At 66.7% G+C, this 16,475-nt stretch carries 9 protein-coding genes and 2 rRNA genes; 10 read left to right on the top strand and 1 reads right to left on the bottom strand.

Translation table 11 applies throughout. From position 1 onward, the window contains the following. The first annotated feature begins 12 nt into the window (after positions 1–12). Genes argH through RBS60_RS18575 form a run of 4 tightly spaced genes read left to right on the top strand, consistent with a single transcriptional unit; the run spans position 13 to position 3,666 of the window. A complete protein-coding gene (gene argH / locus RBS60_RS18560; protein WP_307959038.1) occupies positions 13–1,434 on the top strand; it encodes an argininosuccinate lyase in 1,422 nt (473 codons plus the stop codon). A 40-nt stretch (positions 1,435–1,474) separates the two neighbouring features. Beyond that, positions 1,475–2,266, top strand: coding sequence for a PIG-L family deacetylase (locus RBS60_RS18565; RefSeq protein ID WP_307959021.1), 792 nt, complete (start codon positions 1,475–1,477; stop codon positions 2,264–2,266). 14 nt (positions 2,267–2,280) lie between these two features. Further along, positions 2,281–3,027, top strand: coding sequence for a maleylpyruvate isomerase family mycothiol-dependent enzyme (locus RBS60_RS18570; protein WP_307959022.1), 747 nt, complete (start codon positions 2,281–2,283; stop codon positions 3,025–3,027). A 3-nt stretch (positions 3,028–3,030) separates the two neighbouring features. Then, the gene (locus tag RBS60_RS18575; protein ID WP_307959023.1) at positions 3,031–3,666 is read left to right on the top strand and encodes a DNA-3-methyladenine glycosylase; all 636 of its coding nucleotides are present in this window, start codon (positions 3,031–3,033) and stop codon (positions 3,664–3,666) included. Positions 3,667–3,743: 77 nt separating this feature from the next. Here RBS60_RS18575 and RBS60_RS18580 read toward each other — a convergent pair whose 3' ends face one another. Then, positions 3,744–4,355: a GNAT family protein gene (locus RBS60_RS18580; protein ID WP_307959024.1), complete on the bottom strand. Its 612-nt coding sequence runs from the start codon at positions 4,353–4,355 to the stop codon at positions 3,744–3,746. Positions 4,356–4,511: 156 nt separating this feature from the next. Here RBS60_RS18580 and RBS60_RS18585 point away from each other — a divergent pair, with 156 nt between their 5' ends. The 6 genes from RBS60_RS18585 to RBS60_RS18610 all read left to right on the top strand — a co-directional run bounded on the left by RBS60_RS18585 (position 4,512) and on the right by RBS60_RS18610 (position 16,377). Beyond that, positions 4,512–5,033 carry an adenine phosphoribosyltransferase gene (locus RBS60_RS18585; RefSeq protein WP_307959039.1) on the top strand — a complete coding sequence of 174 codons (522 nt, stop codon included), beginning with the start codon at positions 4,512–4,514 and terminating at the stop codon, positions 5,031–5,033. 91 nt (positions 5,034–5,124) lie between these two features. Continuing rightward, positions 5,125–7,419, top strand: coding sequence for an AAA family ATPase (locus RBS60_RS18590; protein ID WP_307959025.1), 2,295 nt, complete (start codon positions 5,125–5,127; stop codon positions 7,417–7,419). Between the two features lie 17 nt (positions 7,420–7,436). Beyond that, positions 7,437–8,747, top strand: a complete 1,311-nt coding sequence (gene tyrS, locus RBS60_RS18595; protein ID WP_307959026.1) for a tyrosine--tRNA ligase — start codon at positions 7,437–7,439, stop codon at positions 8,745–8,747. 90 nt (positions 8,748–8,837) lie between these two features. Continuing rightward, positions 8,838–10,721, top strand: a complete 1,884-nt coding sequence (locus RBS60_RS18600) for a pyruvate kinase (protein WP_307959027.1) — start codon at positions 8,838–8,840, stop codon at positions 10,719–10,721. A 468-nt stretch (positions 10,722–11,189) separates the two neighbouring features. Beyond that, positions 11,190–12,714, top strand: a 16S ribosomal RNA gene (locus tag RBS60_RS18605). 543 nt (positions 12,715–13,257) lie between these two features. After that, positions 13,258–16,377: ribosomal RNA gene (locus RBS60_RS18610) — 23S ribosomal RNA — on the top strand. Together the 16S and 23S rRNA genes form the textbook arrangement of a ribosomal RNA operon. Positions 16,378–16,475 lie beyond the last annotated feature (98 nt).

Raw genomic sequence — 16,475 nt, forward strand, 5'->3', positions numbered from 1 at the left:
GCTTCGACTGCGCTGAACCAGCCGTCGTCCACGAACGAGGGCGCGCTCTGGGGCGGCCGCTTCGCCGGGGGACCGGCGGACGCGCTCGCCGCGCTGAGCAAGTCGACCCACTTCGACTGGCGCCTGGCCCGCTACGACATCGCAGGCTCGCGCGCCCACGCGCGCGTCCTGCACGGTGCTGGCCTGCTCGACGACGCCGAGCTCGCCGGGATGCTCGACGCGCTCGACCGCCTCGATGCGGACGTCGCCTCCGGCGCCTATGTCGCGGCGGAGTCCGACGAGGACGTGCACGGCTCCCTAGAGCGCGGCCTGATCGAGCGCGCGGGGGCGCATCTGGGCGGCAAGCTCCGCGCCGGCCGTTCGCGCAACGACCAGGTCGCGACCTTGGGGCGCATGTTCCTGAGGGACCACGCGCGCCTCATCGCCCGCGGTGTCCTCGCGACGGTCGACGCGCTCGTGGCCCAGGCCGAGGCGCATCCGAACGCGGCGATGCCGGGGCGGACACACCTCCAGCATGCCCAGCCCGTGCTGCTCAGCCACCACCTGCTCGCCCACGCGTGGGCCCTGACGCGTGACGTCCAGCGGCTCGCTGACTGGGACAAGCGCGCGGCGGTCTCTCCCTATGGCTCGGGCGCGCTCGCGGGCTCGTCCCTCGGACTCGATCCAGAGGCCGTCGCGGCGGACCTCGGTTTCGACTCGGCCGTGCACAACTCGATCGACGGCACCGCCTCGCGCGACGTCTTCGCCGAGTTCGCGTGGGTCGCGGCAATGATCGGCGTCGACCTCTCCCGCGTCTCGGAAGAGGTCATCCTGTGGGCCACGAAGGAATTCTCCTTCGTGGCACTTGACGACGCCTATTCGACCGGCTCGAGCATCATGCCGCAGAAGAAGAACCCGGACGTCGCGGAGCTCGCGCGCGGCAAGGCGGGCCGCCTCATCGGCGACCTCACCGGTCTCCTCGCGACGCTCAAGGGCCTCCCGCTCGCGTACAACCGCGACCTGCAGGAGGACAAGGAGCCGGTCTTCGACGCGGCGGACACCCTCGAGCTCCTGCTCCCGGCTGTCTCGGGCATGATCGCGACGCTCACGTTCAATACCGAGCGGATGGCGGCCCTCGCCCCGCAGGGCTTCGCCCTCGCGACCGACATCGCCGAGTGGCTCGTCCGCCAGGGAGTGCCATTCCGCGAGGCCCACGAGCTCTCGGGTGCCGCGGTGAAGCAGGCCGAGTCCCGTGGCGTCGAGCTCTGGGACCTCACCGACGAGGAGTACGCGGCGATCAGCCCCGCGCTCACGCCCGAGGTCCGCAGCGTGCTGTCCACGGAGGGCTCGCTCGCGAGCCGCGACGCGCAGGGCGGCACCGCGCCGTCCGCCGTCGCCCGCCAGTTGGCGGCGCTCAAGGCGCAGCTCGAGGACGCCCGGGGCTTCGCGGGCTGAGTCCTTCCCGCTGGGGTGCGTGGGGGAGCATGATCGATGTGTGCTTCCCCAGCGCACGCTCATGCTCGTCGTCGCCCACCCCGACGACGACAGCTTCGGTGTCGCCGGCTCCGTCGCCCTCCACGGCGATGAGCCGGCGTTCCGCTTTGTGCTCGTCCTCGCGACCGACGGGTCCGCCGGCCAGATCGCGCCGGGTGTCGCCGCGACGCCCGAGACGCTCGGATCCGTACGCCGGGCCGAGGACCACCTGGCGTGGGTCGCCCACGGGCGTGTCCCGGACCGTCGCGAGTGGCTCGACTACGACGACGGCCGCGTCGCCGACGTCGGCCATCCCGAGCTCACGGGCCGCATCCTCGAGATCATGGCCGAGGAGCGCCCGGACGTCGTGTGCACCTTCGGCCCCGACGGGCTCACGGGCCACCCCGACCACATCGCGGTGGGCCGCGCGACCGATGCCGCCTTCGCGGCCCTGGCAGGAAACGGTGCCGGGTGCCGCAGGCTCCTCCACTGGGGCATGAAGCTGTCCACATGGGAGTCCATCAACCGGGCGCGGGCGCGGGCCGGGATACCGCCATGGGACCCGACGCAGGTGTACCACTTCCGAGGCATCGCGGACGAGCTCATCGACATGCGCGTCGATACACGCACGGTCGCTGGCCGCGTTGTCGACGGGATCGAACAGCACCGGAGCCAGCGGCTGGCGCTCTTCCAAGAGCACATGACCCGCGAGGCATGGCTGTCCGCGGCGTCCCGTGAGTACTTCGTCCAGGCCTGGCCGCCCCGGGAGCGCGGACTCCCGCTCCTGACCGACCTCTTCGAGGGGCTTGATTAGCTACGCTGAATCCCATGGGAACCGACGCCGCTGGGCAGACCGACGAACAGTTCCTCGACGCGCTCCGCGGCGCGGCCGAGGGTATCCACACCGAGCTCGCCCGGCTCAGCGACGATTCCGTCGCCGCTCCGTCCGAGCTGGCTGGCTGGACCCGCGGCCACGTGCTCGCGCATGTCGAGGGGATCGCCTCCGCGCTTGCACGCCAGGCCGAACTCGCCCGCCGCCGCGAGCAGGCGGATCTGTACGACGGTGGCATGGCTGCCCGGGATGAGGCCATCGAGGCCCATGCGGGGGCGGCCGCGGTCACCCACCGCGAGCGCACCGGCTCCGCAGTCGACCGGGCGGTCGCGGCCTTCGCGGACCTCGAACCGGCAGATTGGGACACGCCAGTGAAGTTCCGCCGTGGCGTGGCACGGGACGCCGCGCTGGCGCTGTGGCGCGAGCTCGTCATCCACCGCAGCGATCTCGGCACGGGCTGCACCCAGCAGGAGTGGTCTGAGGCGTTCTGCCGGCACCTTGTGGGCTTCCTCGAGCCGCGCGTGCCCGAGGCGCGGGAATTCGTCCTGCGCCCGGCGTCCGGGGAGGAGATACGCCTCGGGGGCGGCAGCGACGCCGTCGTGCTCGAGGGTCGGCTCCAAGACCTCGCGGCGTGGCTCGCCGGTCGGCCGGTCTCGCACGGCGCCGTCCGCGCCGAGCAGGACGGCGAGGCGGTGCCCCTGCCCGGGATCGGGCCCTGGCCGTCTGCCATGGCCATCCAGTAGAGCATGGATTTCGAAACCCTCGTCCGATGGCTCCTGCGCGACCCAGTCGCCGTGGCACCGGACCTCCTCGGCGCCGTCCTCACGCATACGACGCCGGAGGGCACCGTGGGCGTTCGACTCACCGAGGTTGAGGCGTACCGCGGGCACCGCGACTCCGACCACCCCGACCCGGGCTCGCATTCGTACAACGGCCGCACGCCGCGCAACGAGGTGATGTGGGGCCCGCCCGGCCACCTCTATGTCTACTTCACGTACGGCATGCACTTCTGCGCCAATGTGGTCTGCGGCCCGGCGGGGAGCTCGTCGGGGTGCCTCCTGCGCGCCGGGGAGATCGTGGAGGGCATCGATCTCGCGCGCTCCCGCCGTTCGGCGGCTCGCAGGGACGCCGACCTTGCCCGGGGCCCAGCGCGCCTCGCGCAGGCGCTGTCGATCGGCCGCGACGACAACGGGGCGACACTCGACGGCGCGTCCTTCCGCCTTGAACCACCGGCCCACCGGGCCGCCGGGGTGCTGTCAGGCCCCCGGGTGGGTGTGGCGGGCGAGGGAGGCTCGGCGGACTACCTCTGGCGCTTCTGGCTCCCGGGCGAGCCGAGCGTCTCGACATACCGCGCAGCCAAGCCGCGCCCCGCCCGCGGGTAGGCATCACAGGCGTTGCGTTGTCAGGTCGGCGGGGTGTGGGCGGTGGGGCATTGCGGACGTGGCCCCACCGGGGGCGCCTACGCGGCGTCGCCCGGCGCGAGCTCTCCAGGGCAATCCCGCGGGGCGAGACGGGTCAGGAGCCGGGCGCGCACCATCGGCCATTCTGCCGTGAGCACGGAGAAGACATCGGTGTCCACCCGCGCGCCGTCGTGCCCCGGGCGGTACGCGCGCAGTGTCCCCTCGTGGACGGCTCCCAGCTTGAGGAGGGCCTGGGCACTGCGGCCGTTCCGGCTGTCCACTCGGAAGGCGACGCGGCTCAGGCCCAGATCCTCGAACGCGTGGGAGAGGACGAGGAACTTCGTCGCCGCATTGATCCCCGTTCCCCAATAGGGGCGGGCAAAGAACGTGCCGCCCACCTCGGCGCGGCCGAGGCGCACATCGACGTCGTAGAGCCCCGTGGTGCCCACGAGGGAACCGGTGAGCTCGTCCGCCGCGGCGAACGGCAGCGTGGAAGGATCCTCGAGGCGCGCGGCGAAGAGCTCGGCGAGGTCCTCGATCGAGTCGGGGCGGCGTGCGGCCATGCCGGACCACAGCCCTTCATCGATGTGGTGGAAGAGATGCTCCGCGTGCAGTGGCGAAAGCGGAAGCAGACGGACGCCGTTCCCGGCGAGCGTGAGCTCATGATGCATGCGGATATTGAAGCACCCCGAAGCCCGTCTGAATACGCCCTCGCGGCCTATGTGGACGTGAACTTTCGGTAACGTGGACCTGTGAATGAACCGAGCCCCGAAACGACGCCCCTCAGCCCCGCCCGAGCGGGCACCCCAGCACCCGAGAAGCAGGCTGTGGAGGACGTTCTGGACCGGTTGTGCGCCACGGTGCCGGACTATCCCAAACCGGGGATCACGTTCAAGGACCTCACCCCCGTCTTCGCGGATCCGGAGGGGTTCCGGACCATCGTGGACGCGATCATCGCTCCCTTCCTCGGCCGGTTCGACCTCGTGGCCGGGATCGAGGCGCGCGGGTTCCTCCTGGCCGCTGCGGCCGCCTACGCGGCTGGCACCGGCGTCCTGACGGTCCGCAAGGCCGGCAAGCTTCCCCGCACCACCTTCACCGAGGAATACGCCCTCGAATACGGCACAGCCGCCCTCGAGGTCCACACGACCGATATCCCGCAGGGCGCACGGGTCCTGGTCCTGGATGATGTCCTCGCCACGGGCGGCACGGTGGGTGCGGCGGTGCGGCTCGTCAACCGCAGCGGAGGGACCGTGGTCGGCGTCGGGGTCGTGCTCGAACTCGACGGGCTCGGGGGTCGGGCTGCGCTCGCGGGGCAGGAGATCCACTCGCTCCAGTGCGTCGGCGCCTGATCCACTGTCGTGTTCCCTGCAGGGTTTCCGTCTGTTCACCGGAATCGCTGTAGAATGGACGGTCAATCTTTTCTGACAGGGGAAGGCAAGGATGCTCGACGCCGATCTCGCCCATGAACGGGTCTACGTCAAGGGTCTCTACACGAGACTCGACGAACTGCGCGAGGAAAAGCGCACTCAGCTCGCGGCGGTCCGGAAAGCCGGCGCGATCGGCTCGATCCAGAACATTTCGGAGCGTGACGCGTTCGCTGCGATGTATGAGGACCGGCTCGCCCAGCTCGATGCCGTCGAGGACCGGCTGGTCTTCGGCCGGCTCGACCTCGACGGCGGCGAGTCCCAGTACATCGGGCGCATCGGGCTCAGCACGGAGGATCTGCGCCGTCTCATGGTGGATTGGCGCGCCCCCGAGGCGAGCCACTTCTACCAGGCCACGGCGTTCGACCGCCAAGGGGTGCGGCGCCGCCGGCACCTGATTCTGCAGGGCCGGGATGTGAAGGCCATCGAGGACGACGTCCTCGATGCGGAGATGCTCGCCGACGGCGGGGCGCACCATCAGGGCGAGGGTGCGCTGCTCGCGGCGCTGAACTCGAAGCGCACGGGCCGCATGGCGGATATCGTGAGCACGATCCAGGCCGAGCAGGACCGGATCATCCGCGCACCTATGTCCGGGGCCCTCGTGGTCCAGGGCGGACCGGGCACCGGCAAGACCGCCGTCGCCCTCCATCGGGCCGCCTACCTTCTGTACTCGCACCGCGACCGCCTCAAGAGCGCCGGTGTGCTGCTCGTGGGCCCGTCGTCGTCCTTCATGAAGTACATCGAGCGGGTCCTGCCCTCGCTCGGCGAGACCGGTGTTGTCATGTCGAGCGTCGGCCGCCTCATGCCCGGGATCACCGGCGTCCCCGAGACGGACGCACGCGTCGCCGCACTCAAGGGCAGCCAGCGCATGGTGGGTCTCATCGCGGCCGCCGTCGCGAACCGGCAGCGCATCCCGGCCACCGAGCGCATCCTCGACGTCGAGGGATACAAGATCCTCCTCTCGCCCCGCCAGGTGCGGCGCGCCCGGGACAAGGCCCGGGCAACCGGCAAGCCGTACAACGAGGCGCGCAACACGTTCGTCAAGATCCTGCTGCGCGAGCTCACGGAGCAGCTCCAGTCAAAGGTCGAGGCGAGCGGCTCGGGCAACACGACCGATCGGTCCTACCTTGCCGAGGACGTACGCCAGTCCCGCGACGTGCGCGTCGCCGTGAACCTGTGCTGGATGCCGATGACGGCGGAGAAGCTCGTCTCGGAGCTCTTCGGCCGGCGCAGCATCCTGGACTCTGTGGCGGCCGGCTTCACCGAAGAGGAGCGCGAGCTCCTGCGCCGCCCCGTCGATGCGCCCTGGACCGAGGCGGACGTCCCGCTCCTCGATGAGGCCGCTGAGCTCCTCGGCGAGCTTGACGCCAGCACAGGGCACGAGGCGGCCCGGCGCGAGTCGGAGCGTCGCCGGGACCTCGAGAACGCCCAGCAAACCCTCGCGAACATCGACGCTTCCCTGCGCGACCAGGGCATCGACGGAGTGGTGGGTGCGGAGGAACTGGTCGCGTTCCAGCAGGAGCAGGAAACGCGCATGACGGCGGCCGAGCGCGCCGTCGGCGACCGCACCTGGGCGTACGGGCACATCATCGTCGACGAGGCGCAGGAACTGTCCTACATGCAGTGGCGCCTGCTCGTGCGCCGCTGCCCGGTCAAGTCCTTCACGATCGTGGGCGACATCGCCCAGACGTCCGCGGCGGCCGGAGCGTCGTCGTGGGGGAGGGCACTGCGTCCGTTCTTCGGCGACCGCTGGACGCTTGAGGAGCTCACCGTCAACTACCGCACGCCGAGCCAGATCACGGAGGCCGCGACGCGCATGGCGGCTGCCGCCGGACTCGTCGTGTCGACACCCAAGGCCGTTCGCGAGGGCCGCTGGGATCCGATCGTCGAACGCGTGACCCCCGCCGCGGACGGCACTGCCGGGCACGGCGACGGCAGCAGCGCTGTGGTCCGGCGCCTCCTCGAGGTGCTCCCGGGAGAGCTCGAGGCGGCCGACGGCGGACTGGTCGCCGTCATCGCGAACGGTCCCCTCGTGCGCACGGCCCGCGAGGCCCTCCGCGCGGCGTACGGGAAGCGCGTGGGCGGCGGCGCCGGAAGCTTCGAGCAGGACATCGTGGTGCTCGATCCCCGGGAGGCGAAGGGCCTCGAGTTCGACGTCGTCGTGGTCCTCGAACCATCGGCCCTGCTGGACCATGAGCACGGCAAGGTGGGTGACCTGTACGTGGCGATGACGCGCCCCACACAGCGCCTCAGACTGATCTCCGAGGGGCCCCTCCCCGCCGGGATCGGGCAGGTGGCGGCGGGCGCGTGACTGATACCGTAGAAGCCGTGCCGCAGACAGCAATCCTCGACGCCCAGAAGAACGATCCGAGCTTCCCCAACATCTGGCAGGAACTCGTGTGGCGTGGACTCGTCCACGTCTCGACGGACGAGACGGAGCTCGAGGAGCTTCTCGCTGGAGACCCGATCACCTATTACTGCGGCTTCGACCCGACTGCCCCGAGCCTCCACCTCGGCAATCTGGTCCAGCTCCTCGTGCTGCGTAGGCTCCAGCTCGCGGGCCACAGGCCGCTCGGACTCGTCGGCGGCTCCACTGGGCTCATCGGCGATCCCCGCCCCACGGCGGAGCGCACCCTCAATACGAAGGACACGGTTGCCGAATGGGTCGGCTACCTGAGGGCTCAAGTGAGCCGTTTCCTCTCGTTCGAGGGCGAGAACACCGCCCGGATCGTGAACAATCTCGACTGGACCGCGCCGATGTCCGCGATCGACTTCCTCCGCGAGGTCGGCAAGCACTTCCGCGTCGGAACGATGCTGAGGAAGGACGCCGTGGCCTCGCGGCTGAACTCGGACGAGGGTATCTCGTACACTGAATTCAGCTACCAGATCCTCCAGGGCATGGACTACCTCGAGCTGTACCGCCAGTACGGCTGCGTGCTCGAGACAGGCGGCTCCGACCAGTGGGGCAACCTCACGAGCGGCACCGAGCTGATCCGCAAGGTCGAGGGGAAGACCGTCCACGCGCTCGGCACACCGCTCATCACGAACTCCGATGGCACCAAGTTCGGAAAGAGCGAAGGCAACGCCATCTGGCTCGACGCCGCGATGTGCTCGCCGTACTCGTTCTACCAGTTCTGGCTCAACGCCACGGACGCCGATGTGGTCGACCGGCTCAAGGTCTTCACGTTCCTCACGCGCGCCGAGATCGAGGAGCTTGAGACCGCCGTCAGGGAACGTCCCTTCGCCCGAGAGGCGCAGCGTCGTCTCGCATTCGAGGTGACATCCCTCGTGCACGGCGTCGAGGCAACGGAAAAGGTCATCGCAGCCTCGGCCGCACTCTTCGGCAACGGCGACCTCGACGTCCTCGACGAGGGCACGCTCTCCGCCGCGACCGCAGAGCTCACGACGGCGGCCGTGACCCCAGCGCAGCTCGGAATAGTCGAGCTTCTGGTCGCCACGGGCCTCGCTGAGAGCAAGTCCGCCGCGCGTCGCACCGTGGGCGAAGGCGGCGCCTACGTGAACAATGCGAAGATCACTGACCCAGAGGCGATCGTCGCCGCTGAGGATGCCCTGCATGGGAAGTACTTCCTCGTCCGCCGGGGCAAGAAGAACCTCGCGACCGCTGTCCTCGAGGGCTGAGGCCGCCTGCCGGGTGACCGGCAGATGAACTCTTGCTCACATCAGCAGCCTCCGTCCTCCAAGACGGAGGCTGCGTGGCATGGTAGACACATGACCGAGCGGGTGCAGGAAGGCGACTCGGGGCCTTCGACGGCCTCGGACGGGCCCGCTCCACGCCTGTCACCCGAGATCCTCTCAGAACTCGGCCTCCTGCTCGACGAGGTCCTCGGGCTTCTGGGCGTGGCGCGCGCAGCCGAAGCAGCGCATGCGTCCGTGATCGCCTCGGTACACCCGCGCCACCGGGACAGCGCCGCCAACCTCGTCCAGTACGTCGCCCTGAGAGGCCGCGACATCAGAGACCTCCAGATGCGCCTCGCGTCGTTCGGCCTCTCCTCGATGGGCCGTATTGAAGCACGTGTCGAGGCCAACCTCGAAGCAGTGTCCATCGCGCTCGCGCTCCTGTGCGGCCGGCGCGACGTGCCGATACAGCGCCGCCCGGACCTGACCGCGGGCCCACGCCGGCTTGATGCCAACGCTGCCTCCCTTCTCGGCCCCCAGCCCGGGCATCGAGTCTCGCGCATCATGGTCACCTTCCCGTCCGAGGCGGCGACGGACGCGGGCCTTGTGGCGCGCATGATGGACGCAGGCATGGATGTCGCCCGGATCAACTGTGCCCACGACGGCCCGCGGGCCTGGGCAGCGATGGCAGCGAATGTCCGGACCGCAGCCGGGGGCGGGGACTGCCGCATCTCCATGGACCTCGCCGGGCCCAAGCTGCGCACGGGCCCGGTGGCCCCGGGTCCCGAAGTGCTGAAGGTCCGGCCGAAGCGCTCGGCGACAGGCGTCGTCGTCGAGCCGTCCCGCCTCGCGCTGGTGCCTGCCGCGCAGGGCGGCGTCGACGTGCCCGAGGGCCTCCCGCGCCTACCGATCGACGACGCGGACTGGCTCGCTTCCCTGCGAACGGGCGGTTCGGTCAGCCTCATCGACGCGAGTGGTGCGCGCAGGCGCCTGTCGGTGGTCCACGGACGCGACGGGTGGGTAGAGGCCATGACGCACAAGACCGTCTACTTCGCCACTGGCCTCCGTCTGCGGAGCCATGGTCACCGCTCGGCCCGCATTGGGACGATTCCTGCACTGCCCGGCGCCCATCTTGTGCGGGCGGGGGAGCAGGTCGTGCTCACGCGATCCATGGAGCCGGGTCCCGTGGTCCCCGGTGGACCCCACCGCATCGGCTGCTCCCTTCCGCAGGCCTTCGACGACGTCCGGCCGGGCGATCGGGTGTGGCTCGATGATGGCAAGATCGGCGGCGTCGTCCGCACCGTCACCGCCGAGGCGATGACGGTTGATGTGCTCACTGCCGGCGTCAACGGCGTGCGTCTGCGTGCCGAAAAGGGCATCAACTTCCCGGACAGCGAACTGAGCGTGCGCGCCCTCACGACGGACGATCTTGCCGCGCTGGATCACGTGGTTCGCCACGCGGACATGGTCAATGCCTCATTCGTCCGCACCGCGGGGGACGTGATCGCGCTCCTCGACGCCGTGCGGGCCCGCGGCCGTCAGGACCTCGGTATCGTGCTGAAGATCGAGACCGTCGAGGCCTTCGAGAACCTTCCCCAGATCCTCCTCGCAGCCATGCAGACGCCGGACCTCGGCGTGATGATTGCGAGAGGCGACCTCGCCGTCGAGGCAGGCTTTGAGCGCCTGGCCGAGGTTCAAGAACAGATCCTGTGGATCTGCGAGGCCGCGCACGTGCCTGTCATCTGGGCCACCCAGGTCCTGGACACCATGGCGCGGACTGGGCTTCCGAGTCGTGCAGAGGTGACTGACGCCGCGATGGCCGACCGGGCCGAATGCGTCATGCTCAACAAGGGACCCTTCATTGTCGAAGCCATCGGCTTCCTCGCGGGGATCCTCACGCGGATGCAGGCGCACATGAGCAAGAAGCGCACACTCCTGCGACGCCTGCGCAGCTGGTCACTCGACGCCGAAGACTGACCGCGCCCCCGCCCCTTGCGCCCACTTGGTACGGCCGGCCGGGCACCGGTGAGGTCAACTTGCACGCACGCGGAGCAGGGGGTAATGTAGTCCGAGTCGCCGCCGCAGGGCGGGGACAGAATCCCCAACAACTTAGCCGAGAAATGCTCGGATCGCCGGAATTCCGGCGCTTCTGCAGCGCCTCGGGGCAGGTTTCGGATAAAACGCGGATTTGCTTCTGCGGTCGGAAATCGGTAAAGTTGTGGATCGTGCTTCAGGGAAGTGCGCGGCTGAAATGGCCTAGCGCGTTACCTGGGGGCCTGTTGTTTGAGAACTCAATAGTGTGCCAAGTTTTGTTGATGCCGTTTTTTTGGTGTCTTTTGCCCGGTGCTGTGCCGCCCCTGTGGTGTGGTGCCGGGTGTTGATGCCGGATCATTTTCTGTCGGCCTGGCTGCCTTATTTTCCTGGGGTGCCGGGTCGGCGTTGTTTTTGACGGAGAGTTTGATCCTGGCTCAGGATGAACGCTGGCGGCGTGCTTAACACATGCAAGTCGAACGATGATGCCCAGCTTGCTGGGCTGATTAGTGGCGAACGGGTGAGTAACACGTGAGCAACCTGCCCTTGACTCTGGGATAAGCCTGGGAAACTGGGTCTAATACCGGATATGACCCCTTTGCCGCATGGTGGGGGGTGGAAAGCCTTGTGCGGTCTTGGATGGGCTCGCGGCCTATCAGCTTGTTGGTGGGGTGATGGCCTACCAAGGCGACGACGGGTAGCCGGCCTGAGAGGGTGACCGGCCACACTGGGACTGAGACACGGCCCAGACTCCTACGGGAGGCAGCAGTGGGGAATATTGCACAATGGGCGGAAGCCTGATGCAGCGACGCCGCGTGGGGGATGACGGCCTTCGGGTTGTAAACCCCTTTCAGCAGGGAAGAAGCGCGAGTGACGGTACCTGCAGAAGAAGCGCCGGCTAACTACGTGCCAGCAGCCGCGGTAATACGTAGGGCGCGAGCGTTATCCGGAATTATTGGGCGTAAAGAGCTCGTAGGCGGCTTGTCGCGTCTGCTGTGAAAGCCCGGGGCTCAACCCCGGGTCTGCAGTGGGTACGGGCAGGCTGGAGTGCAGTAGGGGAGACTGGAATTCCTGGTGTAGCGGTGAAATGCGCAGATATCAGGAGGAACACCGATGGCGAAGGCAGGTCTCTGGGCTGTTACTGACGCTGAGGAGCGAAAGCATGGGGAGCGAACAGGATTAGATACCCTGGTAGTCCATGCCGTAAACGTTGGGCACTAGGTGTGGGGGCCATTCCACGGTTTCCGCGCCGCAGCTAACGCATTAAGTGCCCCGCCTGGGGAGTACGGCCGCAAGGCTAAAACTCAAAGGAATTGACGGGGGCCCGCACAAGCGGCGGAGCATGCGGATTAATTCGATGCAACGCGAAGAACCTTACCAAGGCTTGACATGTGCCGGACGGTCCCAGAGATGGGGCTTCCCTTCGGGGCCGGTTCACAGGTGGTGCATGGTTGTCGTCAGCTCGTGTCGTGAGATGTTGGGTTAAGTCCCGCAACGAGCGCAACCCTCGTTCCATGTTGCCAGCACTTCGGGTGGGGACTCATGGGAGACTGCCGGGGTCAACTCGGAGGAAGGTGGGGACGACGTCAAATCATCATGCCCCTTATGTCTTGGGCTTCACGCATGCTACAATGGCCGGTACAAAGGGTTGCGATACTGTGAGGTGGAGCCAATCCCAGAAAGCCGGTCTCAGTTCGGATTGGGGTCTGCAACTCGACCCCATGAAGTCGGAGTCGCTAGTAATCGCAGATCAGCAACGCTGCGGTGAATACGTTCCCGGGCCTTGTACACACCGCCCGTCAAGTCACGAAAGTCGGTAACACCCGAAGCCGGTGGCCCAACCCCTTGTGGGGGGGAGCCGTCGAAGGTGGGACTGGCGATTGGGACTAAGTCGTAACAAGGTAGCCGTACCGGAAGGTGCGGCTGGATCACCTCCTTTCTAAGGAGCCCCTCGCGCTGTTCGGTGCCGGCCTGCATGGGCTGGTGCCGGTGGTGCCAGGCGAGAGCCCGTTTCGTGCCCGTTCGTGGTGCGGCGGGTGCTCATGGGTGGAACATCGGCAGGATTCGTGGCCCGTGCCCTGTGCGCGGTGCCCCGGGCAAGTACGCTCCGGCCCCCTTGGGGGGGCTGGTGCTGGAACGCCGGGGGTGCTGTTGCGCAGGGGTGGGGTCCTTGGCACACTGTTGGGTCCTGGGACAGCAGTCCCCGCGCCCTCCTTCACGGCCCTTGCCGTCCTCTCCTTCCCCCCCTTTGTTGTGGGGTGGCTGGTGGGGGCGGGGTGCCGGGTGTGGGGGGTGTGTGGTGCCCGCCTTCCCCTGTCTGCCGCCTCCGGCGGTGTGTGGGGGTTGTGGGGGTTGTTGTTTGAGAACTGTATAGTGGACGCGAGCATCTAGCAATTTCGTCTTTGAGACGATTTATTTTTTTGCTGTAGGACAGCGTGCGCGCCGTTTGTGGCGTGTGTGTGTGTCCTTGGTTTCTTTGCGTGTTGAAGTTTCCAAGGGCGCACGGTGGATGCCTTGGCATCGGGAGCCGATGAAGGACGTGGGAATCCGCGATAGGCCTGGGGGAGTCGATAACCGGACTTTGATCCCAGGGTCTCCGAATGGGGGAACCCCGCCGCACTTGATGCGGTGACCCGCCGTTGAACGCATAGACGGTGTGGAGGGAACGCGGGGAAGTGAAACATCTCAGTACCCGCAGGAAGAGAAAACAACAGTGATTCCGTCAGTAGTGGCGAGCGAACGCGGATGGGGCCAAACCGTGCGTGTGTGATACCCGGCAGGGGTTGCGCGCATGGGGTTGTGGGGCCTTGCTTCGACTGTCTGCCGGCGGTCGGGGGTGTGGTGCAGTGGTGTAGGCGAACGGTCTTGAACGGCCGGCCGGAGAGGGTGTGAGTCCCGTAGCCGCAATGCCAGCTGCCGCCCTTGCGAGTGTCCCCAAGTAGCACGGGGCCCGAGGAATCCCGTGTGAATCTGTCAGGACCACCTGATAAGCCTGAATACTACCCGATGACCGATAGCGGACTAGTACCGTGAGGGAAAGGTGAAAAGTACCCCGGGAGGGGAGTGAAACAGTACCTGAAACCGTGCGCCTACAAACCGTCAGAGCGGGCTTGCTCCCGTGATGGCGTGCCTTTTGAAGAATGAGCCTGCGAGTCAGTGCCACGTCGCGAGGTTAACCCGTGTGGGGGAGCCGTAGCGAAAGCGAGTCTGAACAGGGCGTTCAGTGGCGTGGTCTGGACCCGAAGCGGAGTGATCTACCCATGGCCAGGTTGAAGCGACGGTAAGACGTCGTGGAGGACCGAACCCACTTCAGTTGAAAATGGAGGGGATGAGCTGTGGGTAGGGGTGAAAGGCCAATCAAACTCCGTGATAGCTGGTTCTCCCCGAAATGCATTTAGGTGCAGCGTTGCGTGTTTCTTGCCGGAGGTAGAGCTACTGGATGGCCGATGGGCCCCACAAGGTTACTGACGTCAGCCAAACTCCGAATGCCGGCAAGTGAGAGCGCAGCAGTGAGACTGCGGGGGATAAGCTTCGTAGTCGAGAGGGAAACAGCCCAGACCACCGGTTAAGGCCCCCAAGCGTGTGCTAAGTGGGAAAGGATGTGGAGTTGCGAAGACAACCAGGAGGTTGGCTTAGAAGCAGCCACCCTTGAAAGAGTGCGTAATAGCTCACTGGTCAAGTGATTCCGCGCCGACAATGTAGCGGGGCTCAAGCACACCGCCGAAGCCGTGGCAGTCCCACGATACCCAAGCCGTCATGGTTCAGGGGTGGGGCTGGGTAGGGGAGCGTCGTGCGGGCAGTGAAGCCCCGGAGTGATCCAGGGGTGGAGGCCGCACGAGTGAGAATGCAGGCATGAGTAGCGAAAGACGGGTGGGAAACCCGTCCGCCGGATGATCAAGGGTTCCAGGGTCAAGCTCATCTGCCCTGGGTAAGTCGGGACCTAAGGCGAGGCCGACAGGCGTAGTCGATGGACAACGGGTCGATATTCCCGTACCGGCGAAGGACCGCCCATGCCGGACAGCCGATGCTGACCGCCCGAGCCCCACGCCGTGCCTCCTTCGGGAGGCGCACTGTGGGGGGAGCGCGGGGACCAGAGCTGCGAGGCAAGCGTATTAACAGGTGTGACGCAGGAAGGCAGCCCGGCCAGGCGATGGTAGACCTGGTCCAAGGATGTAGGGCGCGCGGCCGGCAAATCCGCCGCGCACGAAGCCTGAGATCCGACGGGACCCCCTCACGGGGGGATCGGGTGATCCTATGCTGCCTAGAAAAGCATCGACGCGAGGTCCCAGCCGCCCGTACCCCAAACCGACACAGGTGATCAGGTAGAGAATACCAAGGCGATCGAGAGAATCACGGTCAAGGAACTCGGCAAAATGCCCCCGTAACTTCGGGAGAAGGGGGACCCGGGCCCACATCCGCACGCGCTGCGGGGAAGGGGCCTGGGTCGCAGAGACCAGGGGGAAGCGACTGTTTACTAAAAACACAGGTCCGTGCGAAGTCGCAAGACGATGTATACGGACTGACTCCTGCCCGGTGCTGGAAGGTTAAGAGGACCCGTCAGCCGCGAGGCGAAGCGGAGAATTCAAGCCCCAGTAAACGGCGGTGGTAACTATAACCATCCTAAGGTAGCGAAATTCCTTGTCGGGTAAGTTCCGACCTGCACGAATGGAGTAACGACTTCCCCGCTGTCTCGACCGTGAACTCGGCGAAATTGCACTACGAGTAAAGATGCTCGTTACGCGCAGCAGGACGGAAAGACCCCGAGACCTTCACTATAGTTTGGTATTGGTGTTCGGAGCGGCTTGTGTAGGATAGGTGGGAGACTGTGAAGGGGGCACGCCAGTGCCCGTGGAGTCATCGTTGAAATACCACTCTGGTCGCTTTGGACACCTGAACCTCGGCCCGTGATCCGGGCCAGGGACAGTGCCTGACGGGTAGTTTAACTGGGGCGGTTGCCTCCCAAAGAGTAACGGAGGCGCCCAAAGGTCCCCTCAGCCTGGTCGGCAACCAGGTGGCGAGTGCAAGTGCACAAGGGGGCTTGACTGTGAGACAGACATGTCGAGCAGGGACGAAAGTCGGGACTAGTGATCCGGCGGCACCTCGTGGAAGGGCCGTCGCTCAACGGATAAAAGGTACCTCGGGGATAACAGGCTGATCTTGCCCAAGAGTCCATATCGACGGCATGGTTTGGCACCTCGATGTCGGCTCGTCGCATCCTGGGGCTGGAGTAGGTCCCAAGGGTTGGGCTGTTCGCCCATTAAAGCGGTACGCGAGCTGGGTTTAGAACGTCGTGAGACAGTTCGGTCCCTATCCGCTGCGCGCGCAGGAGATCTGAGAAGGGCTGTCCTCAGTACGAGAGGACCGGGACGGACGAACCTCTGGTGTGCCAGTTGTACCGCCAGGTGCACGGCTGGTTGGCTACGTTCGGATGGGATAACCGCTGAAAGCATCTAAGCGGGAAGCCCGCTTCAAGATGAGATCTCCATCCACCGCAAGGTGGGAGAGGCCCCCAGCAGACCACTGGGTTGATAGGCCGGACGTGGAAGACAGGACTGAAGACTGTCGAAGCCGACCGGTACTAATAGGCCGACAACCTCAACACACCACACCCACCACCCCACACACGGGGCGGCCCGGGTGCGGAAACGGAACCATGCTACGCGTCCACCATACGGTCCCCAGACAACAAACCCCAGGGAA

The organism is Sinomonas sp. ASV486 (assembly GCF_030908215.1).
GTDB classification, from domain to species: Bacteria; Actinomycetota; Actinomycetes; order Actinomycetales; family Micrococcaceae; genus Sinomonas; species Sinomonas puerhi.